Annotated in this window: 19 protein-coding genes; 15 read left to right on the plus strand and 4 right to left on the minus strand. The window is 69.6% G+C overall.

The genetic code is table 11. The features are described from left to right. Window positions 1-52 precede the first annotated feature (52 nt). A complete protein-coding gene (locus ACFY0P_RS12065) occupies window positions 53-679 on the plus strand; it encodes a nucleotidyltransferase family protein (protein WP_388910326.1) in 627 nt (208 codons plus the stop codon). A 434-nt stretch (window positions 680-1,113) separates the two neighbouring features. Here ACFY0P_RS12065 and ACFY0P_RS12070 read toward each other — a convergent pair whose 3' ends face one another. Then, window positions 1,114-1,626 carry an ATP-binding protein gene (locus ACFY0P_RS12070; protein ID WP_388910328.1) on the minus strand — a complete coding sequence of 171 codons (513 nt, stop codon included), beginning with the start codon at window positions 1,624-1,626 and terminating at the stop codon, window positions 1,114-1,116. 277 nt (window positions 1,627-1,903) lie between these two features. Between ACFY0P_RS12070 and ACFY0P_RS12075 the strand changes: the two genes are divergently transcribed. From ACFY0P_RS12075 to ACFY0P_RS12110, 8 genes are all read left to right on the plus strand, one after another. Further along, a complete protein-coding gene (locus ACFY0P_RS12075) occupies window positions 1,904-2,593 on the plus strand; it encodes a hypothetical protein (protein ID WP_388910330.1) in 690 nt (229 codons plus the stop codon). A gap of 24 nt (window positions 2,594-2,617) precedes the next feature. Further along, window positions 2,618-3,193: an NUDIX hydrolase gene (locus ACFY0P_RS12080; RefSeq protein WP_388910333.1), complete on the plus strand. Its 576-nt coding sequence runs from the start codon at window positions 2,618-2,620 to the stop codon at window positions 3,191-3,193. Window positions 3,194-3,373: 180 nt separating this feature from the next. Beyond that, complete coding sequence (locus ACFY0P_RS12085; protein ID WP_388910336.1) at window positions 3,374-3,811, plus strand: hypothetical protein; 438 nt, start codon at window positions 3,374-3,376, stop codon at window positions 3,809-3,811. Then, window positions 3,808-4,401 carry a hypothetical protein gene (locus ACFY0P_RS12090; RefSeq protein WP_388910338.1) on the plus strand — a complete coding sequence of 198 codons (594 nt, stop codon included), beginning with the start codon at window positions 3,808-3,810 and terminating at the stop codon, window positions 4,399-4,401. Before ACFY0P_RS12085 ends, ACFY0P_RS12090 begins: the two co-directional genes overlap by 4 nt. 31 nt (window positions 4,402-4,432) lie before the next feature. Continuing rightward, window positions 4,433-4,930, plus strand: coding sequence for a hypothetical protein (locus tag ACFY0P_RS12095; protein ID WP_388910341.1), 498 nt, complete (start codon window positions 4,433-4,435; stop codon window positions 4,928-4,930). Between the two features lie 15 nt (window positions 4,931-4,945). Beyond that, window positions 4,946-6,007, plus strand: a complete 1,062-nt coding sequence (locus ACFY0P_RS12100; RefSeq protein WP_388910343.1) for a C-terminal binding protein — start codon at window positions 4,946-4,948, stop codon at window positions 6,005-6,007. 164 nt (window positions 6,008-6,171) lie between these two features. After that, complete coding sequence (locus tag ACFY0P_RS12105; protein WP_388910346.1) at window positions 6,172-7,071, plus strand: helix-turn-helix domain-containing protein; 900 nt, start codon at window positions 6,172-6,174, stop codon at window positions 7,069-7,071. After that, window positions 7,068-7,268: a DUF397 domain-containing protein gene (locus ACFY0P_RS12110; RefSeq protein ID WP_388910349.1), complete on the plus strand. Its 201-nt coding sequence runs from the start codon at window positions 7,068-7,070 to the stop codon at window positions 7,266-7,268. Before ACFY0P_RS12105 ends, ACFY0P_RS12110 begins: the two co-directional genes overlap by 4 nt. Window positions 7,269-7,604: 336 nt before the next feature. Here the strand turns inward: ACFY0P_RS12110 and ACFY0P_RS12115 are convergent, their stop codons facing one another. Further along, window positions 7,605-8,315 (minus strand): type 1 glutamine amidotransferase, encoded by a 711-nt coding sequence (locus ACFY0P_RS12115; RefSeq protein ID WP_388910351.1) that lies wholly within the window; start codon window positions 8,313-8,315, stop codon window positions 7,605-7,607. A 78-nt stretch (window positions 8,316-8,393) separates the two neighbouring features. Between ACFY0P_RS12115 and ACFY0P_RS12120 the strand changes: the two genes are divergently transcribed. The 3 genes from ACFY0P_RS12120 to ACFY0P_RS12130 all read left to right on the plus strand — a co-directional run bounded on the left by ACFY0P_RS12120 (window position 8,394) and on the right by ACFY0P_RS12130 (window position 10,997). Beyond that, window positions 8,394-8,930: a hypothetical protein gene (locus ACFY0P_RS12120; RefSeq protein WP_388910354.1), complete on the plus strand. Its 537-nt coding sequence runs from the start codon at window positions 8,394-8,396 to the stop codon at window positions 8,928-8,930. 503 nt (window positions 8,931-9,433) lie between these two features. Next, the gene (locus ACFY0P_RS12125; RefSeq protein WP_388911436.1) at window positions 9,434-10,123 is read left to right on the plus strand and encodes a DUF4142 domain-containing protein; all 690 of its coding nucleotides are present in this window, start codon (window positions 9,434-9,436) and stop codon (window positions 10,121-10,123) included. Between the two features lie 235 nt (window positions 10,124-10,358). Further along, window positions 10,359-10,997: a DUF6518 family protein gene (locus ACFY0P_RS12130; RefSeq protein WP_388910357.1), complete on the plus strand. Its 639-nt coding sequence runs from the start codon at window positions 10,359-10,361 to the stop codon at window positions 10,995-10,997. Window positions 10,998-11,181: 184 nt separating this feature from the next. Here ACFY0P_RS12130 and ACFY0P_RS12135 read toward each other — a convergent pair whose 3' ends face one another. Further along, window positions 11,182-12,021: an NADP-dependent oxidoreductase gene (locus ACFY0P_RS12135; protein ID WP_388910360.1), complete on the minus strand. Its 840-nt coding sequence runs from the start codon at window positions 12,019-12,021 to the stop codon at window positions 11,182-11,184. A 519-nt stretch (window positions 12,022-12,540) separates the two neighbouring features. Here ACFY0P_RS12135 and ACFY0P_RS12140 point away from each other — a divergent pair. From ACFY0P_RS12140 to ACFY0P_RS12150, 3 genes are all read left to right on the plus strand, one after another. Beyond that, window positions 12,541-12,939, plus strand: a complete 399-nt coding sequence (locus ACFY0P_RS12140; RefSeq protein WP_388911439.1) for a MarR family winged helix-turn-helix transcriptional regulator — start codon at window positions 12,541-12,543, stop codon at window positions 12,937-12,939. Window positions 12,940-13,281: 342 nt separating this feature from the next. Then, window positions 13,282-14,304, plus strand: coding sequence for an LLM class flavin-dependent oxidoreductase (locus ACFY0P_RS12145; RefSeq protein ID WP_388910363.1), 1,023 nt, complete (start codon window positions 13,282-13,284; stop codon window positions 14,302-14,304). A gap of 225 nt (window positions 14,305-14,529) precedes the next feature. After that, window positions 14,530-15,279 carry a glucose 1-dehydrogenase gene (locus tag ACFY0P_RS12150; RefSeq protein ID WP_388910366.1) on the plus strand — a complete coding sequence of 250 codons (750 nt, stop codon included), beginning with the start codon at window positions 14,530-14,532 and terminating at the stop codon, window positions 15,277-15,279. 20 nt (window positions 15,280-15,299) lie between these two features. On the opposite strand, the gene ACFY0P_RS12155 is transcribed toward ACFY0P_RS12150, so the two are convergent. Beyond that, window positions 15,300-16,508 carry a PP2C family protein-serine/threonine phosphatase gene (locus ACFY0P_RS12155; RefSeq protein ID WP_388910369.1) on the minus strand — a complete coding sequence of 403 codons (1,209 nt, stop codon included), beginning with the start codon at window positions 16,506-16,508 and terminating at the stop codon, window positions 15,300-15,302. Between the last annotated feature and the right edge of the window lie 212 nt (window positions 16,509-16,720).

Consider the following 16,720-nt stretch of genomic DNA (forward strand, 5'->3'; position numbering starts at 1 on the left):
CCACTTGACACGCGCGTACCTTCCCGGGTGAACCGTGTGGTACGCAGGGACGGTGATCAGCCGACTCCCTCTCGACGAGCAACTGGATTCCCTGCGTGCGGTGCTGTCGCGGAACGACGTGTTGACGGAGGTGCTGGCGCGGACCGCGAGGTTGGATCTGCCTGGGTGGTACGTGACGGCGGGATGCCTGTTCCAGACCGTGTGGAACGTGGTCACGGACAGACCGCCGACCCACGGCATCAAGGACTACGACGTCTTCTACTTCGACGCCGGCCGGCTGTCCTGGGAAGCGGAGGACGCCGTGATCAGGACCGGCCGGGAGGTGTTCGCCGACCTTCCGGCAGAGGTCGAGATCCGGAACGAGGCACGGGTTCACCTCTGGTACGAGGACAAGTTCGGAGTGGCGTGTCCGCCGTACGACTCCACCGAGGCGGCGATCGACAGCTTCGCCGCCACGACGTGCTGTCTGGGAGTCCGGCTGGAGACCGACGGCCGGTGGCGCGTGTACGCGCCGCACGGCCTTTCGGACGTGTTCAACCTCGTCGTCCGGCCGAACCCCGTACTCGCCCCTCGCTCGGTCTATGAGACCAAGACAGCGCGGTGGCAGGAACAATGGCCCGAGCTCACCGTGCTGGACTGGCCCGCAGAGAGCGTCACAACGCCCTGTTCCCGCGGCTGACCTCGGCTGTGTCCAGCAGGGCGATCAAGCACGTTTTGACGTATGCCACAGAGCCAGTTCTACGACGCCACCGAGGAGGATCTGTTCAGCCCCCTTCCGAGTGCGTACCGCAACGATCAAGAACCGTCGCGGAGTTCAATCCGAGCGGCGGTGTGCATTTCGACAGGTGCTCCGCCGTGCCGGGCCGCATACGGTCGGACGAAACAAGCGCGCAGCCCGAGCCTGCTCGGCCCGCTCCGCGCGCTCCTCCGGAGTGATCAGCGTCTCGGCGAGTTGGGGCAGACAGCCCCGCAGGGACATGCCTTCGGAGGACGCTGTCCGGGCGAGCCGGTCACGGGCTTCGGCGGAGATGCGGATGTTGGCGTGGGACATGGCCGTCTCCTCCTCCAGCCCCCGCACGCGTTGTGGCGCGGGTACGTATCCGTCCGCGCCCCTCACCGTCCAGCCACCTCGGGCGCCGGAAGTGTGTACTCCGCCCAGATTGTTTTGCCCGGGCCGTCGAGGCGCGGGTGCCAGGCCCAGTGGGCGGCGAGGTGCGCCACAAGAAGCAGGCCGCGGCCGGCCTCCTCGGCACCGGCCGTGCCCAGGCTGCGCGGGACGCGTTCCGCGCGGGTGTCGCTGACCTCGACCCGTACGAGGCCGGCGTCGGCCGGCGCGTGCACCCGAAGGTGGAAGTCACGGCCGGGGACATGCCCGTGCCGTACGGCGTTGGCGGTCAGCTCCGCGATGATCAGCACGATGTCGTCGTGGGGTGTGGTGTCGTACGGGATGCCCCAGGCGTCGAGCCGGACGGCGGTGAGGCGGCGGGCGAGGCGCGCTCCGCGCGGGGGGGAGGTGAACCGCATCTCGAACGCATGGTCGGCGGAGCCGTCGGGTGCGGTGGACAAGTGCACGGTGAGGGCGTCGAGTTGGGCGGGGGTAGTGGAGCTGTGGGGGTTGCTCGTCATGCCGATAAGGGTCCCGACGGTGGCGTAGCGTGACCAGTGGTGACGCACCGACGAACGCCGTTGTACGCACGACGCCGGTACGGGTACGACCTCTGTGCCCCTTCACTGCGGCTGCGCTACGCTCGGCTCCCCGCCGTCGCGCGTTGTCCAGGAAGAATCCCCGCGGAAAAAAGCTGGAGGCCGCATGGACAGCATGACGCACATTCATTTCGCGGCAAATCTGTTACGTGTCTCGGGCCATGACTACCGGGCCGTGGACTGCTCCCTTTTCCCTCAGATGGACCGGCGCCCCGCCTATTACCACCGGCTTTACGCGCACAGCATCGCGAAGGCCGCGCCGGTCGCGGCGGCGGCCAGCCGGGTCTACTGGTCCGCCGGAAGCGAGGAGAAAGAACCGGCCGGATATGTGGAGACACGACTGCTCGAAGAGCGGGAGCGCATCAGGTCGTACGTCGACGCCTCACCCTTCGCCGGCACCGGCGAAGCCACTCCGCCGCTGCCGGCGCAATACCTTGCCTTCGTGTCCCACATCTACAACGACCAGTTCAACAATCCCGTGCAGGCCTTCGCCCCTTTCAACGTCTACCCGTCGGGCGCGTGGCGGCTCTGGGAGGAACTCGGGAGCACGGAGTTCCGCTGGTATCTGTACGACCGACGGGCCATCGAGGCGCTTCGTGACGAGGTGTTCGCCGGCGGCGAGTGGGACGCCCGCATTTCCGCTGAGGCTCTCACCGCCGCGATGATCGGACGGCTCGCCGAGGCGGCCGCCGGGGAGATCGACGACAAGGCCGTACTCGCGGCCCTGGAGAGCGTCGACGCGTCGTCGTCGTACGACACCCCCGCCCACCGCGAGGCCGTCGCACTGCTCGCCGAGCACGACGGCAGACTGGCGGCCGCGATGAAGAGACACTCCCGGCCCAGGGAAGCCGCGACGACCGATCGCATCTGGGCCGGGCAGGGATACTGACCAGAGACAGGAGAGAACGGGCACGTGAACGCGATCCAGGTGGATGACGAGCGCATCACCTACCGCGGCAGGCTGATCGAGATCGTGGAGCAGGACGTCTCCGTCGAGGGGCGGCGGAAGGTCTTCGAACTGGCCCGCAGGGGCCCTGGCACGCGGATCGTCTTCGACGCCGGGGACAGGATCCTGCTGACCACCGAGTACCGGCACGAACTGGACGCCTACGACCTGCGCCTGCCGGGCGGCAAGGTGTTCGACACGCTCCCGGAGTACGAGCGGTTCCTGCGGACGGCGGCCGACGAGCGGCTGGCGGCGGAGAAGGCGGCCGTCCGCGAGTCCGAGGAGGAGGTCGGCCTGAAACCGCTCGATCTCCGCCACCTGGCCACGTCCGTGTGCGGGGCCACCGTCAAGTGGGACCTGCACTACTTCGTGGCCACGCGGTGGGACGTGCTCAGTGCGGGGCAGAGCCTGGAAGCGGGCGAGGACATCTCGACGTCCTGGTACTCCAAGGAGGAAGTGACCCGGGCCGCTCTCGACGGACGCATCTCCGAGGACCGCAGCGCCCTTCAGTTGCTCCGCTACCTGAGCCTCCCGGAAGAGTGATCCACGGTGGAATTCCCGGGGCGCGCGGGCGCCGTCGTACTGGGTGCCTCAGGAGCCGGGAAATCGACACTTCTCGGGATCCTGCGAAGTCGTCTGGGAAACAGGCCTGATGTCGTCTTTCCCGGCCGGCTGACCACTCGTCCCGCTCGAAAGGACGACGCCCCCTGGGAGAACAGGTCGGTGACCGCGGCCGAACTCGACCGCCTGGATTCCGAGGGAAAGCTGCTGCTGCGCTGGCAGAAGGTGCTCGGCCCGGAGAGAGCCGAGCACTACGCCTTCCCTCGCGTGCCCCCACACGGGATCGGGGTGTTCGGCGGCAACGACGCGTTGATCGAGAACGCGTCGAGCATCCGGCCCGGCACCGAACCGCTGGACCGGCTCTGCAAGGTCCTCGTGGTGTGCGATCCGGAGGTCAGGCGGGCGAGGCTGCTGGCACGATCGCCGGAACTCCTGTGCGACCCGGTCGAGTTGGCGGCCCGTCTGGCGTCCTCGCCCCAGCGGGTACGGGACTGCGCGGACCTTGTGCTCGACAACACCGACGGGTTCGGGGCGGCCGACCTCGACCATCTGGAGAAGACCGTCCTCGGCGGCGGCTCACGGTCCAGCGCCGAGACATGACCCAGGAACGGAGCCCCCTCGACGGCGTACAGGAGCTCGCACGACTCGCACGGGTGCTCAGCATGTTCGGGGTCGTCGGCGGAACGGAGACCCTGACCGAGGAGCTGGTCCGGCCGGAGACGTGCATGCGCCAGGCACAGACGTCCCTGCACTTCATGGGCTACGGTGCAGGGAAGTGGCGTTCGGAGACCTGGTTCGCCACGGAGCTGGAACGGCTGTCACGGCGGGAGGGCGAGGTCAGGTTCCTGATCTCCCGGAACACCGACGAGCGTGCTCTGGACTCCCTGGCAGAGCTGCAGCGTGCCTTCGCCCGGACCCTCAGCGTCCGCCTCATGAACGACCGTTCGCTGTTCCGGGTGGTCATCATCGACAGACGGCAGCTCATCCTGTCCCACTACGGCCACGAGGTCATTCTGGGCAACGGCCAGAACGCCCAGGGCTGGCAGAGCCCCCAGCTCATCGTGGAGAACGGCACGGAGTGGTCCCTCATCATCCCCTTCATGATCCTCTACAACGAGATCTGGGCGAAGGCGGACCCACTGGACGACCAGCCGGGCGCGGGCCAGCGGGCCCGGCGAAGATTCGAGTAGCCACCGACGAGAGGGCACGGGGGTGCACTGGGTGACGGACTGGGGATCTGTGCCCGACTGGGTCGGCGCGATAGGCAACGTGGCCGTGCTCACCGCGGCTTTCGAGACACTGCGGCGCGACCGGGCCAGAGTGCGCGCACTGGAGGCCGAGCGACGCGAGCAGTCGCAGCACACCGCCCGCGACCGGGTCTCCGGCGTGTGCGCCTGGCCGGAGGACTGGTCGGGCCGGGACATCCACGTCATCTGCCGGAACGCCGGAGACGAGCCGATATTCGACGTGGTCGTACGGGTCAGCGGGGAACAGCTCGGGCAGAGCCCGTCCGTCGACGGCAGCACCTGCGTCAGATCGGTCTTCCTCATGCGCCCCGGCGAGGAGACGGACACGAACCTCGCCTCCACGACGCCCATCGGCGCCCGGCCGTACGTGGACATCGCCTTCCGGGACGCCGCCGGGAACCGCTGGTGGCGGCGTGCGGACGGCGGCCTGTGCACCGTCACCGACGCCGGCGTCGTCATCTGGCCGGCCTGACCACCGAGGAGAGACGTGACCAAGGTGATTGTCGCCTACACCGACCCGTCCTGGGCGCTCGGCGAAACGGCGGCGGACTCCGGAGCAGGAGCCGACCGCGGCGACGATGCGCGGGACGCCGTGGAACGGGACGTGTTCGGAGCCGCCGCGGAGATCCGGTTGGGGCTGCCGCGCGAGGACGGCGAGGAGGGCTTCGAGACCTCCGGACCCCGGTTCCGCGACTGGCTCCGTACGGCGGATGCCGTGGTCGTCCACCGCGCCCGGCTCACCGGGGACCTGATCGCCGCCCTCGCGGACGCCGGACGCTGCAAGGTCGTCGCCCGGCAGGGCGTCGGCACCGACAACATCGACCTCGCGGCACTGCGCGAACTGCGCATCCCCTCGTTCCACGTGCCGGACTACTGCATCCAGGAGACCGCCGACCACGCGTTGGCGCTGATGCTCGCCCTGGAACGCGGGATCTGCACCCAGGACAGGATCATCCGCCGCGGACAGTGGGACACCCGCGCCGACCGCGCCCCCAGGAGACTCGGCGGGTCGACGCTGGGGATCATCGGGTTCGGCCGCATAGGCAGTGCTGTCGCCAGGAAGGCGAGCCTGTTCTACGGCACCGTGCTCGCCTACGACCCCGCGGTTCACCCCGACGCGATCACGGCACACGGCGTGCGTCCGACCGACACCCTCCAGGAACTCCTCGGCCAGTCGGACACGGTGACGGTCCACGCCTCCCTCGACGACACCACCGAGGGACTGATCGACCGTCATCTGCTCCGCCACGCACGCCCCGGAGCCCTGCTGGTGAACACGGCCCGGGGGCGGCTCGTCGATCCGGCGGCGGTGCTCGACGCCCTGGGGAGCGGCCTGCTGGGCGGCTACGCGACCGACGTGTACGCCCCGGAAGACCCGGCCGACGACCCGACGAACCAGCGGCTGGCACTGCACGAGCGGGTCGTCTCCACCTGTCATCGCGGGTTCCTCTCCCAGGACTCCGACCTCAGCCTGCGCCGACGGGTCGCGACGGAGATACGGCACGTCCTGTCGACCGGCACACCACCGAGGTACGGCAGGCTGACCTGACGGACCTCGCCGTTGGACGGATAACGGTGTCAGCGGTCGCGTAGCGTTACGAATGAGTCACGCACCGGCGCGGGCGACTGTACGCGCGGTGCCAATACGGGTACGAGGCGCGCGGCGTGACGGCGATCCCTGCGGGGGCGTTGGGCCGGGGAGGGCGGTGGTCGGTGTCGGAGGGTACGGCGGTCGGGGTGGCGGAGGGCGAGACTGCGGTGGGCCTCGGGGACGGCTGGGACGCGGACGACGGGGCGGGACGGCGGCCCGAGGACGAGGCGGCGCGCGTGGTGGTTGCGTTCGGGCAGACGATGAAGACGCTGCGGACCCGGGCGGGGCTGGACCGCGCGGAGTTCGGCAGGCGGATCGGGTACTCGGCCGCGACGGTCGCCTCGTTCGAGCAGGGGCGCAGGATTCCGTCGCCTCGGGCGGTGGACCGGGCCGATGAGGTGCTGGGTGCGGACGGGTTGCTGTGTCTGTGGAAGGAGCAGTTGGAGCGGGCGCAGTATCCGGTGTTCTTCCAGGGGATGGCGGCGCTGGAGAAGGAGGCCGTTGAGCTGCTCATGTATGACACGCTCGTCGTCAACGGCCTGCTCCAGACCGAGGAATACATGAGGGCGCTTCTTGAAATGCGGCGCCCGCCCCTGGACGGGGAAACCATCGAGCAGCGGGTGGCGGCTCGCCTGGCCCGACAGGACATCTTCGACCGGCGGCCCCTACCCCTGTTGGGTTTCGTGTTGGACGAGTCGGTGCTGCGGCGACGTCTCGGCGGAAGGCATGTGCTGCGCGGACAGTTGGAGCAGCTCCTCCTGATCGGTCAGAAGCGCAACGTCCAGATCCAGGTGATGCCGCTTGACTGCGAGCAACACGCGGGCGTGGACGGGCCGTTTACAGTCGTCTCGCGGCAGGACGGGAAGAAGTTCGTGTACGCGGAAGCGCAGGGAACCAGCGCCCTTCAGACCGACCCCGCGCAGACGACTCTCGCTGCCGCACGCTATGGGATCATCCGATCACAGGCTCTCGCCTCACGAGAGTCATTGGAGCTGATCGAAGGGTTGCTGGGATCGCTATGAACAACGCTGAGTCCTCGACCGTGGCATCCGGCCTCGCCTGGTTCAAGAGCAGCCACAGCGGAGCCGAGGGCGGTCAGTGCGTAGAGGTCGCGGCTGCTACGGCAGTTGTGCACGTCCGGGACTCCAAAGCCGTCACCGGGCCCGTCCTCACGGTGTCGCGTGAGGCATGGGTGGGCTTCGTCCAGCGGGGTTTCTGACGCTCGTACAAACGCGAGAGCCCTGCCGGTTCCTTACGGACGGCAGGGCTCTCCCGTTGGCGGGTGCCTGGTCGGTCGGCCTCACGCAAGCGCCGGGTGAACTCCTCATGGGCAGGCGGAGGCTGCGGAGGAGGGTCTGCTCCGGGTCCCGGAGAACTGGGCGGCGCTCGGCCGGGGCATCGACCAGGAATACCTCCTCGCGGCACTGGAGGAATGCCGCAACTTCCGCAACAGCCTGATGCACTTCAGCCCGGACCCCATCACGGACGAACAACTCCGCCAGAGTCAGGGCTGGTTGGGAATGCTGCGCTCGGTGGACCCGCAGATGTGAGGCTGCTACGCGGCACCATCGCCCCTGACACGCGCGGCGAACCGCAGCGCCACCTCGCGCCACACCGGGGCCGCGGCCGCGTCGTCCCGCACCGCCACCCGGCGCAGTTCCTCCCGGTCCACTCCATATCGCTCGGCCCGGCCCTCAGGCCACTGCGCGATGCGCTCCGGTCCGGTCTCCGGATGGAACTGCACGCCCCAGGCCGCGTCACCGACCCGGAACGCCTGATAGGGGCACAGCTCGCTGCTGGCCAGCCAGTGCGCCCCCGGGGGCAGCCGCACGATGGCGTCCACGTGGTTCTCGATCGCCGTAGGACGCTCTGGCAGCCCCCGGAACAGCGGGTCTTCGGCAGCCTCCGCCCGCAAGGTCAGCACGGTGCTCCCGAACTCCGGCTCGCCGTACCCGCCCGCCACCTCTCCGCCCGCCACCTGCGCGAGCATCTGGCCCCCGAGGCAGATCCCGAACACGGGCACGCCCCCGTCCAGCGCCTGCCTCATCAACGCCCGCGCACCCGGTAGCCACGGCGCCCGCTCGTCGTCGTCCGGAAGCATCGCCCCGCCCAGCACCACCAGCCCCTGATGCTCCAGCCGCCCCGGCAGCACCTCCCCCGCATACCCCCGCACCACCTCCACGCCCACCCTGCCCTCGGCCAGCCACCGGCCCCACCGCCCGGGCCCTCCGTACTCGGCGTTCTGCACCACCAGAGCCGTCGCCATGTTCGCCCCCCCACATCCCGGTTCGGCTTTGTCGTCCCCACCGTTGTCACCCGCGTACCCCGATGCCAGTCTTGACGGATGGACAGCGAGACGCTGCTCGTCAACGTGGTGACACTGCTCCTCTCGATGACCGCGATCGGGGTGACCCTCCTGCTCACCCTGCGCCAGATCCGCCTGATGAACAACTCCAACCAACTGCCGCTCGTACTAGACCTCTTCAGGGAGTGGCGGTCGGCCGAGTTCGTACACCGCGAAGAGCGATTATGGGCGGACCTCGCGTCGGGAGAGGGGGCCGACCTGGGCATCAGCGGCCTCGAACAGCCCATCCGCGACGACGTCTACCAGGTGTGCGCCTTCTACCAGATGCTCGCTTACCTGGTGGCGTTCCGCGTCGTCGACGAGGACCTGGTCTTCCTGGCCACCCACTACCGACTCCTGCGCACCTGGGAGGTGGTACGCCCGTACGCCCTGGCGGAGCGTCAAGTGCGCGGCGACCCGTACGCCTACCTCAACTTCTTCGAGGACCTGGCCGCACTCACCCGCGCCAAATCCAGCCAGGCCGTCTACCGCACGGCCCGCAAACGCGCCTACGGACCTGACAGGGCGACGGCGTAGTCGTTGCGGGCGACCCGCCCCGTCCGCCCACTCCGTCCGGGCAGACCGGGGCGCGCCCGCGCCGCACATCCAGTTGCCCGTCTGTCACGGCAATGGGACGCGGCAGCGCAGCAGCGCTGTCCTCGACTGCTGTGTCTCGTGGCCCGAACGGCGTCCTCCCCGTCAGTCGGTGTCGTCGGCGAGCCGGGAAGGACCAGAAGTGCGGGAGTGGACCTGGCCCTTCCCGGTCGCCGCCCCATGGTCGGCCGTGAGGCACCCGGCTCCGATAGGGCCGAACGGCCCTTCTTCGCGCCACCGGGCGGACATGCGCGTCAAATGCACACCTCAACCCGAGTTGCGGCCCCACGCTGCGGGGGAACCCACCAGCCCGGCTTTACGAACCCATGACGAGCCCAAAAGGTTCTACGGAACCCTCTCATCCGTATGTCTGTGCGTGCGGGATCCGAAGAACCGGATCAGGAGACACGGTGCTCGTTTCACGGAAGGCGGCGGGAACTCTCTTCGTGGGTGGTGCGCTCAGCTTCACCCTCGGCTCCCTCCTCTACCCCGCCATGCTCGGAGTCCAGAAGATCAGCAGCGCACCCGAACGGGTCGTCGCCACCCCGGCGACCGGACCGCTGACGGAAGCCGACCGGGATTTCGTGGTCAAGGTGCGCTCGGCCGGACTGTGGGAGTACCCCGTCGGCCAGAAGGCGTCGAAGAAGGGGACGACGAAGGCGGTCAGGAACGCCGGGAGGCGACTGGTCGCCGGGGACGCCTCCCTGGACGCCGCCTGCCGCAATGTCGCGGATCAGCTGGGCATCACGCTGCCCAACCAGCCGTCACCACAACAGCAGGGCTTCGAGTCCCGGCTGAACGGCGAGAACGGCAAGCAGTTCGACACGGACCTGGCCACCACCCTGCGCGCGACGAACGGACAACTCCTCACCACGATCGCGAGCGTCCGCAGCACCACGAGGAACTCGCTGGTCCGAGCCCTGGCCGACCAGGCGAACGACACCGTCCTGGACCACATCACGGTCGTGGAGAAGACCGGCCTGGTCGACTTCAGCCAGGCCCTCGCCCAGGAGACCACCTCACCCAACCTCCCGGCCCAGTCCCTGACCCCGCCGCCCGCGGTCGCGGGCCAGCCGCAGGTCGTCCTCACTCCGCCGGCGAACAGCACGGTGTCGGCGAGTCCGACGGTGAGGTGAGGAGCTGAGCCGGGCCGCCCACGCCGGCCGGGCGGCCGACATCGCCTCGCGAGCCCGTCCGGTCCGGCCGGCGCTCTCCCCCACCGGTTCAGGTACAGCGGAACGGTCCACGGTCACGGCCCTGCCGTCCAGGGGGAGAGACAGGTGGTACGTGACAGACGAGCCGAGCCCTCCTTGGCTACTAAAACACCGAACTAAACACTGAGTGTATACTTCGCATGTATAGTGCTGGGGCATGGCTTCCACAACCGCCCTCCGGCGCGACGCCCCCGTCATCGTTCTCACGGCGACCACCGCCTTCGGACTGCTGCTCGGCTGGGCGACGTACGGCCTGCACGGGATGACGCCCCTGCTGGACCGGGCGACCAACTCGACGTCCACCTGGATCATCTGGACCGCCGCGGCCGGCGCCCTGATCCGGAGTCGGCAACTCGCCGTCTGGGGCGGGGCGCTGATGATGCTCGCCACCTGCGGCGGCTACTACACGGCGTCCACGCTCGGCGGCACCTTCGGGAGCGGAGGGCTCGGGACCGCCGCCGTGTGGTCGGTGGCGGGACTTGCCGGAGGGCCCCTGCTGGGATGGGCCGGCTGGACAGTACGGCGAGGGCAGGGGGACCTGCGGGCGGTGGCCGGGGCGGTCATCACGATGGTGGTGCTGGGCGAGGGGCTCTGGTTCGGGCTGGTGCTCCATTACTGGGGAGACGCGACCGTCTTCCTGACCGTCGGCGCGCTGCTCACCGCCCTTCTGACCGCCTACCTGGCGCGCGCCGGGGTGTACCGCTACTGGCTGTGCCCCGTTCTCGCTCCCGTCGGCGGTCTCGTCTTCCACCTTGCCGAGAAGGGCATCCTCGACGGCCTGCTCGGATCGGTCTGACGCCGTCCGACTGCGAAGGACTGCGGCGGCACCGGCCCGCCGCAGGCCTTCGCAGTCGCCAGGGCGGGGCGGTACGGCCGGGACCGGCTTCCGGCCCAACCCGGGAGGCTCCGCCTACGAACCCCCCCGGGGGGCCTCCTTCACGGCCGTACCGGAAGCCCCGAGCCGAGAGCTGGTGGCCGGATCACGAGTCGGCGGTGAGAACGATGCGATCCCGCACGTCCCCGCTCTCCAGCAGGCGATGCGCCTCGGCGGCCTCCTGCAACGGCATGGGCCTGCGGCCCTTCATGCGCAGCCGCCCCTCGGCCAGCATGGCCATGCCCTCGTCCAGAGCGCCGGGAGCGCGGTCCGCCGTGGGCGCCGAGAGCACGACTCCGAACTCGGGCGCCGCATGGTCGGACAGGGTGATGACACGCTGCGGCCCTCCGGCGAGTTCCACGGCGTCGGCGAGCGCTCCCTTGCCGGCCGCGTCGAAGACGGCGTCCACGGACCCGAGGGCCCGGACGGCGGCCACGAGACCGGAGCCGTACCGGACCGGCGATGCTCCCAGCTCCCTGGCCAGGTCCTCGTCCCGCGCGCCCACGGCACTGATGACCTTCACGCCCCGGGCGACCGCCAGCTGTGTCGCGATCACGCCCACCGAACCGCCCCCGCCGAGAAGCAGAAGCGTCTCTCCGCTCTCGACCCGCAGCTGCCGGAGAACACCGTCCGCGGCCTCCACCGAACTCGGAAGCGCGGCGGCGTCCACCCATGACACCGACTCCGGCTTGTGCGTCCAGATCGAGGCCACCGCGTACTCGGCGTAGCCGCCGCGGCCGAAGAGGAGGGCGGCCACCTCGTCGCCGACGCGCGTGCCCGCGACGCCGGGACCGACGGCATCTACGACGCCGGCCACCTCGTAGCCCAGCACGGGGTCCGGAGGCAGGGGGAACCTGAGGCGACCGGCCCGGATGTCCAGGTCGGTCGGGCCCACCCCCGCAGCACGGACCCTGATCCGGATCTCCCCGTCACCGGGCTCCGGCATGGGAACCTCCGCCCACTTCAGGACGTCCGGCGGACCGTACCCAGTCATGACAACGGCGTTCGACATGACGACTCGCCCCCTTCCTTGCCAAGTTCGCGCTTCATCCACGCGATGCATATAGTTGATGTATCACATATCTGGCTGTGCTGCACCCGCGCAAGCGGACCTGACCGGGCGCCCCGGGCCGACAGACACAGACGCACACTCCCCGACATCGGCGCGCCGTCGGCCGCCGACCCGGCCCGCCGCCGTGAGCCGACGAGATGACCGGCCGCGCCTTCGCACGGGCGGGGGCACCGCGAGCAGGACCAGCGCCCCCAGGCGGCGGCTGGTGGTCAGCGGAGCGGCCACGGGGACGAAAGCCTTGACGGCATGGTCGCTCGAGAACGAACAGTCGTCCGAGGCCTCGCGGGCAGGATGGTGGAAGGGTCAACCTTCTCATAGGGTGGGGCCATGGAGGAGGAAGCACCCCGCTGGCTGAGTCCCGTCGAGGAACGAGCCTGGCGCGGCATGCTGCGCATGCACGACCTGCTGGTCAATCAGGCCGGACGGACGCTGCAGAGCGAGTTCGGGCTGTCCGCGACCGACTATCCCGTGCTCGCCGAGCTGAGCCGCGCACCCGGCGACCGACTGCGCGTGCTGGAACTCGCGAAGGTGCTCGGGTGGGAGAAGAGCCGGGTGTCGCACCAACTCGCACGCATGGCGAAGCGCGGGCTGGTCGCCCGGGAGGAGTGCATCGACGACGGACGTGGGGCGTACATGATGGTCACCCCGGCCGGCCGTGCCGCCCTGGAGGCCGCCGCGCCACAGCATGTCAAGGACGTCCGGCGCCTCTTCCTCGACCACCTCTCGCCCGGCCAGATCACCCTCCTCGCGGAGATCACCGACACGGTCATCGAGAAGATCGACACCAAGTAATCCAGTCGATCCAAGTAATCGGGGATCCCCACAGGCGGCGCCCACCGTTCCCAGAGGCCTCATTCGGCGTGCACAACCGGTATGGGCGGAAGGCCTCACGAACCAGGGCACCGGCCGCCAACCCGGCCTCGCGAACCGCACGGTGTGTCGAGTCGTCCGTCCCGGGTCCTCGCGGAGAATCCCGGGGTCTTCGCGAAGATCCCGGGGTTTCCGCGGAAGATCCCGGGTCTCCGCGGAGACCGGAGTCGGTTCACGCAAGCAGTCGCCGGGACTTCTGCGCCCGCGCCCGGCCGGGCCACCAGGTCAGCGGAATGAACACGGTCACCGATTGTTGAAAGCGGTATGAAAAAGATCGGGTTCCTGTCCTTCGGGCACTGGACGCCGTCGCCGCACTCGCAGACGCGCTCCGCGGCGGACTCCCTGCTGCAGGCGATCGACCTGGCGGTCGCCGCCGAGGAGCTGGGGGCGGACGGCGCCTATTTCCGGGTTCACCACTTCGCCCGGCAGCACGCCTCACCGTTCCCGCTGCTCGCGGCGATCGGCGCGCGCACCAGCCGGATCGAGATCGGCACCGGCGTGATCGACATGCGCTACGAGAACCCCCTGTATATGGCGGAGGACGCGGGCGCGGCCGACCTGATCTCGGGCGGCCGGCTCCAGCTCGGCCTCAGCCGGGGCTCACCGGAGCAGGTCGTCGACGGCTGGCGGCACTTCGGGTACCGGCCGCCGGAGGGCGGAACCGACGCCGACCTCGCTCGCGCACACACCGAGGAACTGCTCGAGGTGCTCAGGGGAGAGGGGTTCGCACAGCCCGACCCCAGGCCGATGTTCGCCAATCCGCCGGGCCTGCTGCGCATCGAACCGCACTCCGAGGGGCTGCGGGACCGCATCTGGTGGGGTTCCGGCTCGAACGCCACCGCGGCCTGGGCCGCCGGGCTCGGGATGAACCTGCAGAGCTCGACCCTCAAGGACGACGAGAGCGGCGAGCCGCTCCACGTCCAGCAGCGCAAGCAGATCGAGGCGTACCACGAGGCATGGCGCGCCGCGGGGCACACCCGCGCCCCCCGAGTGTCGGTCAGCCGCAGCATCTTCCCGCTCGTCGACGAGCGGGACCGCGCGTACTTCGGCCGGGACCGCAACTCGACGGACCAGATCGGCTACATCGATCCCAGCACACGCAGCATCTTCGGCCGGTCCTACGCCGCAGAGCCCGACGTGCTCGTCAAGCAGCTCGCCGAGGACGAGGCCGTCGCCGCCGCCGACACCCTGCTGCTCACGGTGCCCAACCAGCTCGGTGTCGACTACAACGCGCATGTCGTCGACAGCATCCTGACGCACGTCGCGCCGGAACTCGGCTGGCGCTGACGACCAGCGCCACGGCGGGTGCCGCCAGGGGAAGCAGCGTCCCGCGCGGACGCGGATGAACCGGGCGGCATCTTCGCACGGCGCGATGCGACAGCCGGACACTTCGGCGAAGCACACACACGCATGCCGCGATGGACCACTGAGCCAGCGAAAACAAAATAGGTGACGTATCATCTAGATGGTTGACGCATCATCTTCTTTCGCCACGGATACAGGAGAGACATCATGGGACAGCTGGACGGCAAGACGGTCGTCATCACCGGCGGCACCAGCGGCATCGGGCTGGCCACGGCCCAGCGCTTCGCACAGGAAGGCGCCCACGTCTACATCACGGGACGCCGCAAGGAGACCCTCGACAAGGCCGCCGAGCAGATCGGCGGCAACGTCACCCCGGTACAGGCCGACAGCGCGAACCTGGCCGACCTCGACCGGCTCTACGCCACCGTCGCCGACGCCGGACACCGCATCGACGTCCTGTTCGCCAACGCCGGCGGCGGCGAGTTCGCCCCCCTCGACCAGACGACCGAGGAGCACTACGACACCACCTTCGACAGCAATGTGAAGGGCACCGTCTTCACCGTCCAGAAGGCGCTTCCCCATCTGGTCGACGGCGCCTCCGTGATCCTCACAGGCTCCATCGCGGGTGTCTCCGGCGATCCGGCCTTCGGTGTCTACGGCGCCTCCAAGGCCGCCATCCGCGCCTTCTCCCGCACCTGGGCCAACGAACTCAGCGGACGCGGTATCCGCGTCAACACCATCTCCCCCGGCCCCATCACCACCCCCGGCCTCAACGGTCTCGCCGCGGACGAGGCAGGGGCCGCGCAGCTGCGGGAGACCCTCGCCGGCATCGTCCCCCTCGGCCGCATGGGCCGGCCGGAGGAAGTCGCCAACCTCGCGCTCTTCCTCGCCACCGACCAGTCCAGTTTCATCACCGGAGCCGAGATCTTCATCGACGGCGGCGCCAAGCAGGTGTAGTCCGGTCCGCCCGCCGGCCCTCAGTCGGGGCGTCGGCGGCGGCGTTCTCCCGGCGGTCTTCGGACCTGGGGGCCGTGCCAGTCCAGGCACAGGACGGTGGCGTCGTCCTGTGGATGGCCGTCCCAGGCGTCGGTGACCGCGGTGGCCAGAGTCCGCACGACCTCGCGCGGGTGCTCGGCGGCGGTGTCACGGATGAGGCCGGGGAGGTCGACCTTCTTCGCCTGGCGTTCCTGCATGCCGTCGGTGTGCAGCACGAGGCGGTCACCGGGGCGCAGGTCGAAATCCTGCACCCGGTACGGTCCCTTGTGCGTGGCGACGCCGAACGGCAGGTTCACTGCCAGACGCAGTTCGTCGACCGTGCCGTCGCGCAGCCGCAGGGGCCAGGGATGGCCGGCGTTGACGAGTTGGGAGCTGGTGCCGTCCAGGGCGATGCGCAGCAACTGGCCGGTGGCGAAGGTCTGTCGGCCGTGGGCGAGGAGGGCCTCGTGGGTCCGGCGGGCCTGTTCGGCGAGGTCGCACCCGGCACGGCGGGCGCCGCGGGAGGCGTTGACCAGGAGAGTGGCCATGAGCGCGGCGCTCACGTCGTGGCCCATGGCGTCGGTGACGGACAGGTGCAGGGTGTCGTGGTCGAGGGTGTAGTCGTACGTGTCACCAGCGATGTCGGCGGCCGGGACCAGCGCACCGGCGAGCGCGAACTCCGGGGCCTCGCAGGACGGGGCGGAGGGCAGCAGCTGGCGCTGGATCTCCGCGGCCAGACTGACCGAGGTCGTGCGGTTGCCCCAGTGGTAGAGGTCGGTGAAGCGGCGGTCGGTGACGATGATGTACGCCAGCGCGTGCGCGGCCTCTTCGACCTGCTCCAGTACTTCCCGAGTGGCCTCGGAGAGGAACAGCTCCAGGACGCCGATGGCGTCACCGCGGTTGGTGACGGGGGTGAGCACCCTGTGCCCACGCTCGCCCTCCGGCGCCCGCACCGTCTGCTGCACGCGCAGGACCTCGTCGTAGACGCTGTCGTCGAAGGGGACCTCTTCAGCGCGACGCTCCTGGGGCGTCGCGGCCTCCTCGTTCACCCGCAACAGACGTCGGCCGACGACATCGAGGAACAGGAACGACACGTATCGGGCACCGAACCGCTCGCGCAGATTGTGGGCCACGACATCGAGAGAGCGCACCGGCGCGGCATCCTCCGCCGCTGCCAGCACCTCAGCCAGGGCGATCCGATCGCGTGCCACATCAGCCTCCTTTCCGGTGAGAACTCGTTTTCCCACTGACACGCCGGACACGGCCCCGCTGTGACCGATGCCTCAACATGTGCGTGCGGGTCGAGACGGAACGCGAGTGTGTTGGCGGACGAGCGGGGCAGACGCCCGCTGGAGAGCCCAAGGACGTCTTGAGCCGGAGGATCGCCAGCTCCTCCAGCAATGCACGGAACGGGGCTTGCTGG

Source organism: Streptomyces sp. NPDC001714, assembly GCF_042892755.1.
Classification (GTDB): Bacteria; Actinomycetota; Actinomycetes; order Streptomycetales; family Streptomycetaceae; genus Streptomyces.